14 protein-coding genes are annotated in these 15,081 nt (G+C 74.6%); 5 read left to right on the top strand and 9 right to left on the bottom strand.

The window, feature by feature from the left end; all coding sequences use genetic code 11:
* Window positions 1-246 precede the first annotated feature (246 nt).
* On the bottom strand, window positions 247-1,227 hold the full coding sequence (locus BMX74_RS17625) for an acetylxylan esterase (protein WP_091101507.1): 981 nt from the start codon (window positions 1,225-1,227) through the stop codon (window positions 247-249).
* Between the two features lie 136 nt (window positions 1,228-1,363).
* Between BMX74_RS17625 and BMX74_RS17630 the strand changes: the two genes are divergently transcribed.
* The 4 genes from BMX74_RS17630 (at window position 1,364) to BMX74_RS46305 (ending at window position 3,568) form a co-directional block, all read left to right on the top strand.
* Window positions 1,364-1,639, top strand: a complete 276-nt coding sequence (locus tag BMX74_RS17630; RefSeq protein WP_055502622.1) for a hypothetical protein — start codon at window positions 1,364-1,366, stop codon at window positions 1,637-1,639.
* Window positions 1,640-1,916: 277 nt separating this feature from the next.
* A complete protein-coding gene (locus BMX74_RS17635) occupies window positions 1,917-2,474 on the top strand; it encodes a GNAT family N-acetyltransferase (RefSeq protein ID WP_091101509.1) in 558 nt (185 codons plus the stop codon).
* A gap of 21 nt (window positions 2,475-2,495) precedes the next feature.
* Window positions 2,496-3,260 (top strand): SDR family NAD(P)-dependent oxidoreductase, encoded by a 765-nt coding sequence (locus tag BMX74_RS17640; protein ID WP_055502623.1) that lies wholly within the window; start codon window positions 2,496-2,498, stop codon window positions 3,258-3,260.
* On the top strand, window positions 3,257-3,568 hold the full coding sequence (locus BMX74_RS46305; RefSeq protein WP_305728667.1) for a DUF4142 domain-containing protein: 312 nt from the start codon (window positions 3,257-3,259) through the stop codon (window positions 3,566-3,568). The genes BMX74_RS17640 and BMX74_RS46305 overlap by 4 nt, the downstream gene beginning before the upstream one ends.
* A 115-nt stretch (window positions 3,569-3,683) precedes the next feature.
* Here BMX74_RS46305 and BMX74_RS17650 read toward each other — a convergent pair whose 3' ends face one another.
* Entirely contained in the window at window positions 3,684-4,322 is a 639-nt protein-coding gene (locus BMX74_RS17650) for a TetR/AcrR family transcriptional regulator (protein WP_091101514.1), read from the bottom strand.
* 82 nt (window positions 4,323-4,404) lie between these two features.
* On the opposite strand from BMX74_RS17650, the gene BMX74_RS17655 reads away from it, so the two are divergent.
* Complete coding sequence (locus tag BMX74_RS17655; protein WP_091101516.1) at window positions 4,405-5,568, top strand: FAD-dependent oxidoreductase; 1,164 nt, start codon at window positions 4,405-4,407, stop codon at window positions 5,566-5,568.
* Between the two features lie 97 nt (window positions 5,569-5,665).
* Here BMX74_RS17655 and BMX74_RS17660 read toward each other — a convergent pair whose 3' ends face one another.
* Genes BMX74_RS17660 through BMX74_RS17690 form a run of 7 tightly spaced genes read right to left on the bottom strand, consistent with a single transcriptional unit; the run spans window position 5,666 to window position 15,075 of the window.
* Window positions 5,666-8,746, bottom strand: coding sequence for a chondroitinase family polysaccharide lyase (locus tag BMX74_RS17660; RefSeq protein WP_091101519.1), 3,081 nt, complete (start codon window positions 8,744-8,746; stop codon window positions 5,666-5,668).
* 45 nt (window positions 8,747-8,791) lie between these two features.
* The gene (locus tag BMX74_RS17665; RefSeq protein WP_055502628.1) at window positions 8,792-10,222 is read right to left on the bottom strand and encodes an aldehyde dehydrogenase family protein; all 1,431 of its coding nucleotides are present in this window, start codon (window positions 10,220-10,222) and stop codon (window positions 8,792-8,794) included.
* A complete protein-coding gene (locus tag BMX74_RS17670) occupies window positions 10,219-11,307 on the bottom strand; it encodes a P1 family peptidase (protein ID WP_256257004.1) in 1,089 nt (362 codons plus the stop codon). The genes BMX74_RS17665 and BMX74_RS17670 overlap by 4 nt, the downstream gene beginning before the upstream one ends.
* Complete coding sequence (locus BMX74_RS17675) at window positions 11,304-12,497, bottom strand: M20 family metallopeptidase (RefSeq protein WP_256257005.1); 1,194 nt, start codon at window positions 12,495-12,497, stop codon at window positions 11,304-11,306. The genes BMX74_RS17670 and BMX74_RS17675 overlap by 4 nt, the downstream gene beginning before the upstream one ends.
* Window positions 12,494-13,384, bottom strand: a complete 891-nt coding sequence (locus tag BMX74_RS17680; RefSeq protein ID WP_082534797.1) for an ATP-binding cassette domain-containing protein — start codon at window positions 13,382-13,384, stop codon at window positions 12,494-12,496. Before BMX74_RS17680 ends, BMX74_RS17675 begins: the two co-directional genes overlap by 4 nt.
* On the bottom strand, window positions 13,353-14,267 hold the full coding sequence (locus tag BMX74_RS17685) for an ABC transporter ATP-binding protein (RefSeq protein ID WP_055502630.1): 915 nt from the start codon (window positions 14,265-14,267) through the stop codon (window positions 13,353-13,355). The genes BMX74_RS17680 and BMX74_RS17685 overlap by 32 nt, the downstream gene beginning before the upstream one ends.
* Window positions 14,254-15,075 (bottom strand): ABC transporter permease, encoded by an 822-nt coding sequence (locus BMX74_RS17690; protein ID WP_236714655.1) that lies wholly within the window; start codon window positions 15,073-15,075, stop codon window positions 14,254-14,256. The genes BMX74_RS17685 and BMX74_RS17690 overlap by 14 nt, the downstream gene beginning before the upstream one ends.
* Window positions 15,076-15,081 lie beyond the last annotated feature (6 nt).

A 15,081-nucleotide genomic window follows, 5' to 3' on the forward strand; every position in this document is an offset into this window, starting at 1 on the left:
GTGCGCGAGACGTCCCAGGACCTCCGCGAGACGTCGCGGAACCTCCTGGGACGTCGTGGGACGTCTTCTCGGGACGTCGTGGGACGTCTTCTCGGGACGTCGTGGGACGTCTTTTTGGGACGTCGTGGGACGTCTTTTGGGACGTCGTGGCAACGCCGCCCGGCCGGGTGCCGGGCGGCGTCTCCATGCCCGGCGGGTCTCCGCGCCGGGGGCGCGGCGGAGCCGGCGGGAGGTCCCGGCGCGGCGTCAGGCCCCGGCGAGGAGCTTGTGCAGGTAGCGCAGCTGCTCCTCGGTCTGGAAGCCGCCGCCGCCCTCGTGCCGGTTCCACGGCCAGACGGTGATCTCCTTCGGGCCCTGCCAGTGGTTGTAGGCGGCGAACACCGTCGACGGCGGGCAGACGTCGTCCATCAGCGCCACCGAGTACAGGGCGGGCACCCGGCCCCTCGCGGCGAAGTTGAGTCCGTCGAAGTAGGACAGCGTGCGGAACACGTCGTCGGCCCGGTCGCGCTGGGTGGCGAGGAAGCGGACCAGCTCCTGGTACGGGTCGGCCGCGGTGATCTCGACGGCCCGCCGGAAGTGCGTCAGGAACGGCACGTCGATGAGGGCCGCCTTGACGTCCGGGCGCAGCGCCGCGACGGCCTGGGCGATGCCGCCGCCCTGGCTGCCGCCCTCGACCACGATCCTGGCGGCGTCGACCGCCGGGTGGCCGGCGGCGACGTCCACGGCGCGTACGGCGTCGGTGAAGACCCGGCGGTAGTAGTAGTCGTCCGGGTCGAGGACGCCGCGGGTCATCATGCCGGGGGCCTGCGGGCTGGCGCTGCCGTGCGGGTCGGGGGTGGAGCCGGGCGAGCCGACGTTCGCGCCGCCGTGGCCGCGCGTCTCCATCACGAGCACCGCGTACCCGGAGGCGGGCCAGACCAGGTGGTCCTTGGGGAACCCGCGCCCGCCGCTGTAGCCGATGTAGTGCACCACGCACGGCACCGGCTCCTCGACGCCGCGCGGCGCGAGGAACCAGCCGTTGATCCGGTGTCCGCCCCATCCGGCGAACGACACGTCGAAGACGTCCACGGTCGTGAACGGGAGATCGTACGGCTTGAACTCGGGCGCCAGGTCGAACGCGGCGGCCTCGGTCAGGGTGCGCTGCCAGAAGTCGTCGAAGTCGGCGGGCTCGTCGCGGTCGGGGAGGTAGCTGCGGAGCTGCTCAATCGGCAGGTCGAACAGGGGCACGTGGTCTCCAGCCATGTCTGGGGTAACGGGGACATTTCATCGCACGCCCGGCTGGGCACGCCATACCGGCCCCCGTTTCAGCGCCCCAGAGATCCGACCTCTGCTTGACCCGCGGGTGCCGGGTAGGAGCGGCGGGATGAACGACCACGTGATCAGCGTCCCCCACTCCCATCTGTATCCCGGCCTGGTCCTGGACGCGCCCGACGGGGTCGACGACTTCGTCGTGCTGTTCTCCGACGACTCGGAGTCCAGGGCGCGGTTGCTGGGGGACGAGTCGGGGCGGCCGGTGCTGCGGGTGGGCGGCTACATGACGACCGCCGGCACGGTGGTGGACGAGAAGGTGTGGACGGTGCGCGAGACCCTGCGCGGCGGCGGTCGCCTGCGCCTCCGCCTCGGCCGCCCCCTCCCCTGAGGGCCTCGGGGGCGGCCCGGGAGGGACTGGTCCCGCGCGAGGGACACGGGCCGGACCGCGCCTGACCGGCCCGTGTCCCCCACGCGGGACGGCCGCGAAGGAACCGCCGCTCGTCGCGGCCCTCCCTGCGCGCCTCCCTCTCGGGACACTCTCGTCACGACTTGACCACATTTCCTCACCTGCAGTCAAATCGCATCTCGCCGCGGTCGCGGTGCCCGGTCCTGGCCGGCGGGCAAACGGTTGGAGCGGGGCGGGGCTCCGTGGTTACGGTGGCGCGGTGCACGAGATCTACTTGCGGACCGAGCGGCTGGTGCTGCGCCGCATCGCCGAGTCCGACGCCGACGACCTGTACGCCCTGCACAACGACCCCGAGGTCATGCGCTACCTCAACGGCGGCAGGCCGACCTCGCGTGAGGTGATCGTCACCGAGACGCTGCCCGCTTTCGCCGCCTCGGGGTTCTTCGCTGCGATCGAGAAGCGGGGCGGGGAGTTCCTCGGCTGGTTCCATCTGCGTCCCGCGCGGGGCGGACCGGCCGACGAGCCGGAGCTCGGCTACCGGCTGCGCCGGTCCGCCTGGGGCAGCGGGTACGCCACCGAGGGATCACGGGCGCTGATCGACAAGGCGTTCCGCGACCTGGACGCGCGGAGGGTCTTCGCCCGGACGATGGCGGTGAACACGCGTTCCAGGCGGGTCATGGAGAAGTGCGGGCTGCGTCACGTCCGGACGTTCTGGGAGGACTGGCCGGATCCGATCGACGGCTCGGAGCACGGCGAGGTGGAGTACGAGCTGCGGCGCGCGGACTGGGAGCGTCCCCAACCTGGTGTACTGGTCTGACCAGTCGCTAGGGTTCGTTCCATGACGGGATATGACGCGCTGTTTCGCCTGGACGGGCGCCGGGCCGTGGTGATCGGAGCCGGGAGCGGCATCGGCAGGGAGGCGGCCCGCGCGCTGGCCGCCCACGGCGCCGAGGTGGTGTGCGCCGACCGCGACCTCGCGGCGGCCGAGGAGACCGCCGCGGGGTTCGGCGGGCGGGCCAGGCCGCTCGACGTGCTGGACGCCGAGGCGGTGCGCGCCGCCGCCGAGGAGGAGCCCGCCGACGTGCTGGTGTTCACCGCGGCGACGAACGTGCGCAAGCGGCTGCTCGACTACAGCGGCGAGGAGTTCGACCGGGTGGTGGGGCTGAACCTGCGGGCGTCGTTCGACGTGGTGCGGGCGTTCGGGGCGGGCATGGTGGAGCGCGGGCGCGGCTCGATCATCGGCTTCGCGTCCATCCGCGCGTCCGTGACCGAGCCGGGGCAGGGCGTCTACTCGGCGACGAAGGCAGGGCTGGTGCAGCTGCTGCGTACGGCGGCGGCCGAGTTCGGCCCGCACGGGGTGCGCGTCAACGCGATCGCCCCCGGCGTCGTCGAGACGCCGCTGACGCGGCAGATCAAGGAGAACCCGGCCTGGTACGACGCGTACGCGAGCAAGAGCGCGCTCGGCCGGTGGGCGCGGGCGGAGGAGCTGGCCGGGGCGGTGGTGTACCTGGCCGGCGACGCCGCGAGCTTCGTCACCGGTTCCGTGCTGTACGTGGACGGAGGCTGGACGGCCGTGGACGGCCGCTTCGACCCGCCCAACTGAAGCCGCGCCGAAGCCGGACCGAAGCCGTACCAGAACCAAGCCGAAGCCGGGCCGAAGCCAAGCTCACGCCCGGCTCCCGGCCGCCTCACCGCCGCCGCAACCTCGGCGACGTGCTCGACAGGCCGGGCCGCCGGTTCGACCGCGCCTGGCTGCGGCTGCAGGCCGAGGCGCACGAGCAGGCGCTGTGGCTCGGCCGCCGCGAGGTGCGCGCCGGCCACTCCCGGTGGGTGAAGGACCTGGCGCGCGACGCCGCGCCGGTGGTCCGCCACCACCTCCACCTGGTCCGCGCCGAGCTGGACGACCGGTAGGCGCGACCGGCACGCCGCCCCGGGCGGCGTGCCCCCACCCGCCTCCCGGCGTCGGCCCTCCCGCCGTCGGCCCGCGGCGCGGCCACCCGCCTGCGGGAGCAGCCCTGGCGTCCGTTCAGACCTCCCCGCCCGCCGCGGGTGGACCGTCAGGTCCGCCCCGTCTCGCGCCGGCGGCCTCCTGAGGGGCGATCCCCCGGAGGAACTCGGTGAAGGCCGCCCGCAGATCGTCCACCGACGGCGCGGCCCCGGCGCCCACGACCGCGTCGAAGCGGATGCCCTCGATGAACGCGACGGCCTGGCGGGCGTGCCGTACGGGGTCGGGAGAGCCGGCGGCGGCGAGCAGGGTGACGGCGGGTTCGCGAAAGCCGCGACTGGCCAGGTCGTAGATCTCGCGCAGTTCCGGCCTGCGGGTGGCCTCCAGGGCCAGCTCGAAGCGGGCGATCGTGACGTGCCGGTCGCGGCTGAGCGCGCGGTGCGTCACCCGGGCCAGGGTCTCCACCAGATCGTCGGCCGGTACGGGCGGCGCGGCGCCCGCTTTCCCCAGGAGCTCGGTGAAGACGGCCCGCTCCAGCTCGGTGAGGCGGGCCAGGGCGAGTCCGAGCAGCGCGGCGCGGGTGCGGGCGCGGTTGGACGTCGATCCCGGGGGCAGCCGGGCCGCCTCGTCCACGGCCCGGTGGGTGAGGCCGCGCATCCCCCGCTCCGCCAGGGTCGCGATGGCCGCGTCCGCGATGACCGTCACCCGCTGCTTCGACATGCCGCGGATACTACAGGGGTAGTGACCCGCTCTACAGCTGTAGTACGCTGATGACTACAGATGTAGTCAGACGGAGGGCATCATGGCGGAAGCAGTGGTCATCGGCGCGGGCATCGGCGGACTCACCGCCGCGGCGGCACTCGCCCGGCGCGGGTGGAGCGTGACGGTCTGCGAGCGGGCGCCCTCGATCGAGCCCGTCGGCTCCGGCCTGGCGATCGCGCCCAACGCGCTCCGCGCCCTGGACACGATCGGCGTCGGGGACCGGGTGCGCGAACTCGCGGCGCTGCAGGGCGTGGCGGGCGTGCGCCGCGCGTCCGGCGGGTGGCTGTCCAGGACCAGCGTCAAGGCCGCGCAGGACCGCTACGGCGACCCGATCGTGCTGCTGCTGCGCTCGACGGTCGTGGAACTGCTCGCGGACCTGCTCCCGCCCGGCGCCCTGCGCCTCGACACGGCCGTCCAGGGCGTGGACGCCGCCTCCGGCCGGGTGACCACCGACGCGGGCGAACTGCGGGCGGACCTCGTCGTCGCCGCCGACGGCATCCGCTCCTCCACCCGCCGCGCCCTCTTCCCCGGCCACCCGGAGCCCGTGTACTCCGGCGTGACGTCCTGGCGGTTCGTCGCCTCCTCACGCGGGATCTCCGGGCAGGCGCTCACCGGCGCGGAGTCATGGGGGCGCGGCCAGGTCTTCGGCGTCATGCCGCTGGCCCGTGACGAGGTGTACTGCTACGCCACCGCGACCGTTCCCGCCGGGCAGGGCCACGCGACACCCGAGGAGGAGAAGGCCGAGCTGCTCCGGCGGTTCAGGGGCTGGCACGACCCGATCCCCGCCCTGGTGGACCGCGCCGACCCGGCGCGGGTGGTGCGCAGCGACGTCTTCTACATGGACACGCCCCTGCCCGCGTTCCACCGGGGCCGGGTCGCGCTGCTCGGCGACGCCGCCCACTCGATGACGCCGAACCTGGGGCAGGGAGCCTGCCAGGCGATCGAGGACGCGGTGGTGCTGGCGCACCGGGTCGGCGAGGGCGGACCCGTCGAGGACGCCCTGGCCGCCTACACCCGCGACCGGCTGCCCAGGACCACGCCGATCGTCCAGCGGTCCGCGTCCATCAACCGGATGACCCGGTGGTCGAACCCGCTGGCCGTCACCGCGCGCGACGCGGTGGTCTCCCTCGCGGGCCTGGCCGGGCCGACCGCCGCCCTGCGCCAGGCGGACGCGGTGTTCAACTGGTGGCCGCCGGAGAACTGACCAGGCCGGGGGAACGACAGCGCCGCGACGGGAGCGGTGCGGCGCCTGCCAGCGGCCCGCGAGATCCTCCGCCTCCGCCCTCGGCGGGCAGCGCGGGTCAGCGGTGCAGTACGCACTGCACGGGGCGGCCGTGGACGGTCTCCACCTCCACCAGGGTGCGGGTCCCCGTGATCCTGGCCCGGCAGGGCTGCCCCGGGTCCGCGTGCCAGCGGCCCTCCAGCGTCACCCGCAGCCGGTGCGGACGGCTGGGGGCGGCCAGCCACGGGCGTGACCACGGGCTGTAGTGGCCGACGTAGCGGCCCCTCTCGTACTGGTCGGGGTCGATGCCGCCGTACAGGCGCAGGTCCGGGTCGCACACGGCGAGCACCAGCCCGTCGTCCCCCTCCTCGCGCAGGAGCAGCATGGACGGCGTGTCCACCTCCACCACGCCGGGCCCGTCGAGGCGGACCCGCTCGAACAGCGCGTACCCGGTGATGCCGGTGGCCCGGTCGTGCACGACGTGCGCGGCGGCGTCGGCGCGCAGCACCCGGTACGGCGCCCGCTCGGGGTCGGACATGGCGGCGGCGAAGGCGGCCATCCGCTCGGCGGTGGTGTCCACGACCATGGCGTACTCGTACGCTCCCCCGCGCGGCGCGGCGCCGTGCCTGATCCAGGCGGTGGCGAAGTCCCCGCTGGTGGGCTCCTCGGTGGCGTTGTGCCGCGACAGCTGGGTGGAGCGGGTGAGCGCGACCCGCCCGCCCGGCGCGACGTAGTAGCCGATGCCCTTGTCGTCGAGCAGCCACCGGGGCGAGCCGTCCGACTCGTACGGGAACGCGGTGACGGCCGTGCCGTCCACGACGGTCGGGGCGTCCCTGGCGGCCAGCCTGGTCTGGAACAGCGTGGTCTCCGTCTCGCGGGCGGCGTCGTCGTTGGCGATGGCGGTGCCCAGGGCGACGATCCGGTCGTCGAACAGGAAGACGGACTTGCGGGCCCGGTGGGAGCCGTCGTACTTGGGGTGGCCGTGCAGGTCCATGGCGAACATGCCGTGCCGGTCGTCGATGGTGTGCGCGCCGGCGAATCGGGAGTCGGTGAGCAGCATCTCCTCGATGGCGCCGGTCAGGTCGCCGCGCAGCTCGTCGAGCGGCTTGTGGATGACGGTGGTGCCGGGCCTGCGGTTCCAGTCCCAGCCCGGCTGGGCGTAGCCGCTGGCGAGGTTGGTGACGGGGTCGCCGCGGTGCAGGACCTGGATCTGGCCGTAGGTGTTGTAGCGGCCGTACCAGTTGGCGCCGACGTAGATCTCGGTGCTCCACAGGTACCGGTTGTGGCCGCGTACGGTGACCTGCCAGTCGCCGCGCCGGTGCACGGCGAGCGCCGCGTAGTTGTACGCCCACGACCCGGTGGGCGACGGCTCGGCGGTGACGCCGCGGGCGGCGAGCCGGGCGGCCAGTTCCTTCTGGCCCGGCGTCGGCGAGGCGGGCAGCAGCCGCAGGAACGCGGCGGCGATCTCATCGTCGATCGGGGCGAGCCACTCGAACGGCACGACGGACAGGCCGGTCTGCCCGCTCGGGTTCCTGCCGCTGGCGGAGACGGGCCAGTGCGTCCTGTTGGCGTAGACCCGCTGGGCGAGCAGCGTCTTCTTCAGCCACCCGTACGCCTCCCCGGGCAGGGCGAACGCGCCGCCGCTCAGGACGTAGACGACGGGCGCGAGCCCGGCCAGCCCGTCGCGGACGTAGTCGGGGAAGAAGCCGACGTGGTGGAAGGCGGTGCCGTCGACCTTGACGCCGTCCTGGATGCCGTCGGTGGGCAGCAGCGCCTCGCCGATCCAGTCGCGCAGCCGCCGCAGGTAGGCCACCTGGAGGTCGTCGCCGTCGCGCAGCAGCACGGCGGCGAGCATGCCGCGGACGGTCGTGTTGAAGAGGTCCATGACGCTGCCGTGCGCCATGCGGAAGTCCCAGCCGCGGAACATCCGGCCGAGCCCGGTGAGCCAGTCCAGGTCGGCGCGCACCCGGTGCAGCTCGCCGGCCTCGCGCAGCGCGTCGCGCATCAGGTAGACGGAGTCGTACAGGCCGCGGACGTCGTAGCCGAGGTGGTGGATGGTGCCCTGGCAGCTTCCCCGGGTCCAGCCCTGTTCGCGCAGGACGGCGGTCATGCGCAGGTAGAGCGCGGCCAGCGCGGGCCGGTCGGCGGGGTTGGCGTGGTGGGCCTGCGCGATGGCCTTCATCAGGTCGGTGCAGGCGCGCAGCGTGACCGGGTTGACGAACGCCTTCAGCTCGGCGGCGATCTCGGCCGGGTAGATCTGCGACTGGTAGGCGTGGACGGGCCGCCCGGCCACGGCGTCCACCTGCCTGGTCAGGCCGGGCACGTCGGCCTTGACGGGGGCGGCCAGGTACTCGTCCACGTAGCGGGTGCGCAGGGCGCGCAGGGAGTCCAGCTCGTACGCGGTCGGCGGCGCCGGGTCGGGCCGTTCCGCGGCGAGCAGCCTGTCGAAGAGGTGCAGGGCCTGCCAGTGCTGGTGGTCGTACTCGTCGCCCTCGGGGGCGATGCCGGGCAGCTGGTGGTCGCGGCAGGGCGCGTCGGGGCGCAGCGGCACGTTCGGCATGAGCTGGTCGAGGTGCAGGGTCCCGGCGCGGGCGGGCGCGACGATGCGCAGGGTGTCCATCCCGGGGTGCGGCGTGCCGCGCATGTCGTAGGCGTACCGCACCCAGGCGGTGCGCCAGCCCGTGTATCCGAGCCTGAACTCGAACCACACGTCGGTGCGGGCGCCCCTGCCGAACTCGAACCTGAGCACGTCGTCCACGGGCTCGGCGGTGTGCACCCACACGCAGAAGGCGTCCACGAGCCCCTGCCACGCCTGGTCGCCGCCGAGCCGGTACGGGTCGGGCGACCAGCGCAGCGGGGCCCGCACGGTGATGACGCCGCGGGGCGCGTGGTCCCAGCGCAGCGAGCGGGCGCCGCAGACGGCCACGTCCCCGCTGATCGACAGGGTCGAGCCGGGGCTCGCGGTGAGCTGCGGCGGCACGGCGCTCTCCAGCAGGAACACCGGCGGGTCGAGGCGCAGCGCCCGCTGCTCCAGGTCGTCCGCCGCCGCTCCCGCCGCCGTTCCCGCAGCCGCAGTCGCTCCCGCCGTCGTCGTCCCCGTCCCGAGGAGGGCGCTCGCCGCGCCCGCCCTGAACACCGCCCTGCGCGTGATCTCCGCCATGGCCGCCATCAAACGCGACGAACGCCCGCTGGTAAAGACATCAGGTCAGGATGGCCGGATGATGGCCATCCTGGTGACGGTCAGCTCCTCGATGGCGAACCTCGGGCCCTCACGGCCGACGCCGGAGTCCTTCACGCCGCCGTACGGCATGTTGTCGGCCCGGAAGCCCGGCACCTCGTTGACCACGACCCCTCCGGCCTCGATGCGCTCGATCGCGGCGAACGCGGTGGCGAGCGACCGGGTGAACACGGCGGCGTGCAGGCCGTACCGCGAGCGGTTGACGGCGGCGAAGGCGGCGTCGAGGTCCGGCACGGTGCGGACGCACACGACGGGGCCGAAGATCTCCTCGTCCCAGGCGGCGGCGCCGTCGGGCACGTCGGCGAGGACGGTCGGCGCGATCGAGCGGCCCTGGCGGACGCCGCCCGTCACCACGTCCGCGCCGGACGCGGCGATCCAGTCGAGCACCCGGCCGGTGGCGGCCGGGTCGATGAGCGGGGCGACCCGGGTCTGCGGCAGGCGCGGGTCGCCCACCTCGACGTCCTTGACGCGCTCGGCCAGCAGAGCCAGGAACGCGTCCCTGACCGGCTCCTCGACGAGCACCCGCTGCACCGAGATGCACGCCTGGCCGGAGGCGTAGTAGCCGCCGCGGACGACGGCGTCGGCGGCGGCGTCGAGGTCGGCGTCCGCGGCGACGACGAGCGCCGCGTTCGAGCCGAGTTCGAGCAGCACCTTCGTGGGGGCGGCGTTGCGGGCGATGGCGTGCCCTGCCGCTGCGGAGCCGGTGAAGGAGACGGCGCCGATGCGGCGGTCCTCGACGAGCGTCCTGCCGACCTCGACGTCGCCGGTGACGAGCTGCACCGCGGCGGGCGGCAGCGCGCCGGCCTCGCGCAGCAGGTGGACGAGCCAGAGCGTGGCCAGCGGGGTCGCCGGCGCCGGCTTGACGATCACCGGGCAGCCGGCGGCGATCGCCGGCGCGACCTTGTGGGCGGCCAGGAGCAGCGGGTAGTTGAAGCCGGTGATGCCGACGACGACGCCGATCGGCCGCCGCGTCCAGAACCCGACCAGCCCCTCCCCCGCCGGCAGCAGGTCGAGCGGGACCGTCTCGCCGTGCAGCCTGGCCACCTCCTCGGCGGCGGTGGCCAGCGTGACGAGCGTCCTCGCGACCTCCACCCGGCAGTCGGCGAGCGGCTTGCCCGTCTCCAGCACGAGCAGCCGCTCGGCCTCCTCGCGCCGCGCGGCCAGCGCGTCGTGCGCCGACAGGAGCGCGGCGCGGCGGGCGTGGGACGGCAGCGCCGCCATCGCGGGGGCCGCGGCCAGCGCCTCCTCGACGGCCCGCGCGGCGAGCGCCGGCGTGCCGAGCGGGGCACGCGCCACCACCGTGCCGTCGTAGGGGAAGACCACCTCGGCGGTCTCCTCCGTCTCGACCCAGCCGCCGCCGACCGGCAGGCCGGACGGCCACGCGGGCTCGAACGTCATCGCTTTCCCCCCAGAGCGCTCGGGAACACGTCGAGGTACGCGGGCGCGCCCTCGCGGCCGGTGGCGGCGAGCACGGCGTGCGCGACGGCCCGGCTGAACACGTCGGCCCCGGCGGCCAGGACGTCCTGGAAGGCGTCGGGGCCGGGCGCGGGACGGTGGCAGGTGGACAGGCCGAAGACGGTGTCGCCGTCGACCATGGTGTGGGCGGGGCGGATGGCGCGGGCCAGGCCGTCGTGGGCGACGCCGGCCAGCTTGCCGCACTGCGCCTTGGTGAGGGCGACGTCGGTGGCGACGACGCCGATCGTGGTGTTGAACGAGGTGACCCGGTCGGGGTTCCAGGCGGCGGCCTCGCCGGGGTCGGGGGCCCGCAGGTGGCCGAACTCGCCGGGCAGGCCGTACCTGGTCCCCGCCAGGGCGCCGCCGTGCGGGTCGAGCACGGAGCCCGCCGCGTTGACGACGGCCAGGGCGGCCACGGTGGCGCCGCCTGGCAGGACGGCGCTCGCGGTGCCCACGCCGCCCGCCAGGCCGCCCGCGACGGCTCCCGCGCCCGCGCCGACGGACCCGTTCGCCCACGGCGCCGCCGTCCCTGCCGCGTCGCCTGCCCCGTCCCCTGCGCCCGCGCCAGCGTCGTGGGCGGCGTCGTAGGCGGCGTCGTAGGCGGCGTCGTAGGCGGCGTCGTAGGCGGCGCGCCCGAGGACGGCGTCGGGAACGGCGCGGAAGGAGCCGCCCCGGCCCAGGTCGTAGATCACGGCGGCCGGGACGATCGGCACCACGCCGCCCTCCACGGGGAAGCCGACCCCGGCGTCCGCCAGCCGCTCCATCACGCCGCACGCCGCGCTCAGCCCGTACGCGCTGCCGCCGCTCAGCACCACGGCGTGGACGCGTTCGACGAGGTTGCGCGGGTCGAGCAGCTCGGTCTCGCGGGTGCCGGGCGCGGCGCCGCGCACGTCCACCCCGGCGACCATGCCCTCCTCGGACGCCAGCACGACCGTGGTGCCGGTGCGGTACCCGCCTCCGACCCGGTGGGCGTGGCCGACCCGCAGCCCGGGGACGTCCACGAGCGAGTTGGTGGCCCCGGCCTTCACGACAGCTCGCCGTTCAGGAAGCGGCGGGCGGTCTCGGCGAAGACCCGGGTGCAGCGGACGATCTCGTCCACCTCGACGTACTCGTCCGCCTGGTGGGCGATCCACTTGCCGCCCGGGCCGTACACGACGGACGGGACGCCGCCCCAGTGGGTGAGCACGGTGCCGTCGGTGGAGCCGGGCACGCCGCCGTACACCGGCTCCTCGCCGGTGACGTCGCGGTGGGCGGCGGCCAGCGCGGCGACGACGGGGGTGTCCAGGGGCACGTCCACGGGGGGCCGGTCCACGAGGACGGTCACCTCGGCGGTGATGCCGTCGGCGGCGGCCAGCGCGGCCACCGTGTCGGTCACCGTGTCCGTCACCTCCTTGTGGTCCACGCCGGGGACGGTGCGGACGTCCACGAAGACGGAGGCGGTGGCGGGGATGACGTTCACCTGCTCCTCGGTGCCCGCGGTGACGACGGTGGGGGTGACGTACACCTCGCCCAGGTGCTCGTGGGCGGGGTGGCGCCCCTGCAGCTCCTCCTGCAGGCCGCGCAGCGCGACCAGGAGCGTTCCGACGGCCTGGATGGGGTTGCGGCCGTGCTGCGGCATGGCGCCGTGGGCCATCTTGCCGGTGAGGTCGACGCGCAGGCGCAGCGCGCCCTTGGCGACGGCGCAGATCTCGCCCGCCTCGGGCTCGGCCACGACGGCGCCGTCCACGTCGGCGGCGAGCCCCTGCTCGACGAAGTGGTGGGCGCCGATCATCAGGCCCTCCTCGTCGGCCAGCGCGCACACCTTGATCCGGCCGGGGAACGGTCCGGCGAGCTGGAGCGCGCGGGTCGCGTACAGGGCGGCGGCCAGGCCGGACTTCATGTCGGCGCTGCCCCTGCCCCACAGCCTGCCGTCGCGGATCTCCCCGCCGAACGGATCGACCGTCCAGGTGGACAGGTCGCCCTCGGTCACCACGTCGGTGTGGCCCTCGAACATCAGCGTCGGGCCGTCGCCGCCGCCGCCCTCGACCACGGCCACCACGTTGGGCCGGCCGGGCGCGGCCTCGTACACGACGGGCTCCCAGCCCCACTCACGCATCCTGGCGGCCACCAGTTCGGCGGCGGGCAGCTCGGAGCGGCCCTTCGCCGGGTCGTTGGTGCTGGGGATCCGCACCAGCGCCTGCGTGAACTCCACCACTCCCCTGGCGTCGACCTCGATCACAGCAATCCCTCCAACGTGGGTACGGCCTCCAGCAGGGCACGCGTGTACGGATGGGCGGGCCGCGCCCACACGTCGTCCACCGGCCCGGTCTCGACGATCTCGCCGCCGCTCATGACCGCGACGGTCTCGCAGACGTGCCGTACCACGGCCAGGTCGTGCGAGACGAACACCAGGGTGAGCCCCAGCTCGTCCACCAGGTCGGCGAGCAGGTTGAGTATCTGGCCGCGCACGGAGACGTCCAGCGCGCTGACCGGCTCGTCGGCGACGAGCACCTTGGGCTTGGGGGCGAGCGCGCGGGCGATGGCGATGCGCTGGCGCTGCCCGCCGGAGAACTGGTGGGGGTAGCGGTCGGCGGCGGAGGCGGGCAGCCCCACCTCCTCCAGCAGCTCGGCGACGCGCCCGCCGACGGGCAGGCCGAGCGCGACGAGCGGCTCGGCGACCAGGTCGCGCACGCGCATGCGGGGGTCGAGCGAGCTCATCGGGTCCTGGAAGACGATCTGCAGGTTCTCCCGCAGGAAGCGCAGGCCCCGTTCGGGCAGGCCGGTGATCTCCCGGCCGTCGAACCTGACGGAGCCGCTGGTGGGCCGGTCGAGCCCGCACAGCAGGCGCAGCAGCGTGGACTTGCCCGACCCGGACTCGCCGACGATGCCGAACCGCTCGCCGCGCCGCACGGTCAGTGACACGTCGCGCAGGGCGTGGACGGCCTCGCCCGGCCGGGTCAGGGACGTGCGGGGGCGGCGGTAGACGCGGTTGAGCCCGGCGACCTCGATCAACGCGGCGGCATCGATCAACGCGGGGGCCTCGATCACGGGGGTCTCGCTCGGCGGGGTCTCGCTCGGCTCGTCGCGCGGGGAGTCAGCCGGCGGGGTGCCAGCACGCGAAGGCATGTCCGTCTCCTGTCAGCGCCGGTTCCTGCTCGCACGCCTCGGTGGCGTGGGGGCAGCGGTTCCTGAACACGCAGCCGTCGGGGAACCCTCCGGCCGCGGGGACGCTGCCCTTGATCGTGGGCAGCCTGGTACCGCGCGGCGTCAGCCGGGAGGCCGCCAGCAGCCCCTCGGTGTAGCGGTGGCGCGGGTTGGTGAAGACCTCGCGGATGGGGCCGCTCTCGACGACGCGCCCGCCGTACATGACGACGACCCGCTCGCACACGGACGCGACCACGGCCAGGTCGTGCGTGATGAACAGCAGCGCGGGCGCGACCTCGGCGATCAGCTCCAGCATCTGCTTCTGCACGGTGACGTCGAGCGCGGTGGTGGGCTCGTCGCAGATGAGCAGGCGGGGCTCGTTCGCCAGGGCGATGGCGAGCATGACGCGCTGGCGCTGCCCGCCGGACAGCTGGTGCGGGTAGGCGCGGGCGATCTGCTCGGGACGCGGCAGCCGCACCCGCCCGAGCAGGTGGACGGCCCGCTCGCGGGCCTCGGCGCGCGGCCTGCCGTGCAGCGTCATCACCTCGGCCACCTGGGCGCCGACGCGCATGAGCGGGTTGAGCGCGGTCATGGGCTCCTGGAACACCATGGACACCTCGCGGCCGCGCAGCCGCTTCAGCCGGCGTTCCGGCACGCCGACGAGGTCGTCGCCGTCCAGGGTGGCGCGTCCCGAGGCGGTGACGCCCTCGGGGAGCAGCCCCATGAGCGACAGCGCGGTGAGCGACTTGCCGGAGCCGGACTCGCCGATCAGCCCGACGCGCTCGCCCGGCCCGATGCCGAACGACACGTCGCGGACGAGCCGCACGGGCCCGGCGTGGACGTCGAGACCGTCAACGCTCAGCACGGATCCTCCTGAGCTTGGGGTCGAGGAAGTCGCGCAGGCCGTCGCCGAGCAGGTTGAACCCGAGCACGGCCACCGCGATGGCGAGGCCGGGCCACAGCGCCAGGCGCGGCGTGGAGAACAGCAGCTCCTGCGACTCCTGGAGCATCCGGCCCCAGGAGGGGGTGGGCGGCCTGGTGCCGAAGCCGAGGAACGACAGCGCCGCCTCGGCGAGGATCGCGATGGCGAACGACACCGACGCCTGCACGATGAGCACGGAGCCGATGTTCGGCAGGACGTGCCGGGTCGCGATGGCGCCGGGGCCGCGGCCGGCGGCGCGGGCGGCGAGGACGTAGTCGGTCACCATGACCTGCAGGGTGGCGGCCCTGGCGACGCGGGCGAAGGCGGGGACGGTGGACACCCCGATGGCGATCATCGCGGTGAGCGTGTCCGCCCCGTAGACGGCGCCGAGCATGACGGCGAGCAGCAGCGCGGGGAAGGCGAACACCAGGTCGTTCACCCGCATGATGAGCTCCGACAGCCAGCCGCGCGGCGTCATCCCGGCGATCACGCCGAGCGGCGTGCCGAGCAGCGCGGCGATGCCGACGGCGACCACGCCGACGTACAGGGTGGTGCGGGCGCCGACCATGAGCTGGCTGAAGGTGTCGCGGCCGAACTTGTCGGCGCCCAGGAGGTAGCCGCCGCCCGGCTCGTGGAGCTTGCGCGCGGCGTCGACGAGGGTGGGGTCGTGCGGCGTCCAGACGAAGGACGCGAGGGCCGCCAGCACGACGACCCCGACGAGCGCGCCGCCGGTCAGCAGGGAGGCGTTCATCCGGCC

The sequence above is a fragment of the Nonomuraea pusilla genome, from assembly GCF_900109355.1.
Lineage (GTDB): Bacteria > Actinomycetota > Actinomycetes > Streptosporangiales > Streptosporangiaceae > Nonomuraea > Nonomuraea pusilla.